Origin of the sequence: Brachyspira sp. SAP_772 (genome assembly GCF_009755885.1) — a bacterium.
Classification (GTDB): domain Bacteria; phylum Spirochaetota; class Brachyspiria; order Brachyspirales; family Brachyspiraceae; genus Brachyspira.
On the sequence record NZ_VYIX01000059.1, the window covers coordinates 1 to 930 of the forward strand.

Genomic DNA, 930 nt, shown 5'->3' on the forward strand with positions numbered 1-930 from the left:
ATAATATAATCATTTCTTTTTTTTTTATTTTTACCGTCTAATCTATTTTTTATTTTTGCTTCATATATAGAGTACGCTTAAAGTGAAGAGGTTTTTTAAGYGAGGGTATGCTTAGAGATAAGCTGMTTAAAAAAGGGCATAAAAAAAGATTTATTAATTATGCTATAGCTTATTGCAAAGAATATGAACTTATAGATGATAAGAGATTTGCTAAAATTACTGTTAATAGCCTAAAATTAAAAGGCAAAAGTAAAAGATATATACTTGATGCTCTTAAAAAAGCTAAATTAAAAAACAAAACAATAGATAGAGTTTCTCATTTAATAACAGAAAAAAGCGAAGTAAGATCATTAAAAAATGCTATTAGAAAATATTATAAAATCTATGAAAACAAAGAAAAAAGAAATGATTATATTATAAGAACCTTAATGAGAAAAGGTTTTAAATATGATTCTATAAAAAAGCTATTAGACAAATACAGRCCTCATAAAAATTAATATAGTATAAATTTATACTGTATTRTTTTTAATATTTCATGTTTAAATAAAAATTACYCTATAAAAGAATTTAATTATTTCAAAAGATATTTATATGATATATTGATAATTGTGTTAAAATGTACTATAATAATAAATAAATTAACATAATTTTGGGGCTGGCTTGATGAGAAAAATAGCATTATTTATATTATTATTTAACATTTTACTAATTTCTAATATCCATGCTCAAAACAATAATCAAAAATATGATATTGATAATAATGGATTATTTAACGCTTTAAAAGACGGAAAAACAGATATTGCTCTAAATATAATAAAGTTTGGAACTAATGTTAATATAAAAGATGAGTATGGCTGGAGTTTATTGCATAGGGCTGTTGAATATAATAATATATCTGTAGTTAATGAATTATTAAAAAATAAAAAAATA

At 20.9% G+C, this 930-nt stretch carries 1 protein-coding gene and 1 pseudogene; both read left to right on the forward strand.

Annotated elements, in window-relative coordinates:
• Positions 1-86: 86 nt before the first annotated feature.
• Positions 87-497, forward strand: a pseudogene (locus tag GQX97_RS12540) (regulatory protein RecX); the annotation flags it as partial.
• Between the two features lie 166 nt (positions 498-663).
• Positions 664-930: ankyrin repeat domain-containing protein (locus GQX97_RS12545; RefSeq protein ID WP_198391231.1), on the forward strand; the 267-nt coding region annotated here is incomplete at its 3' end.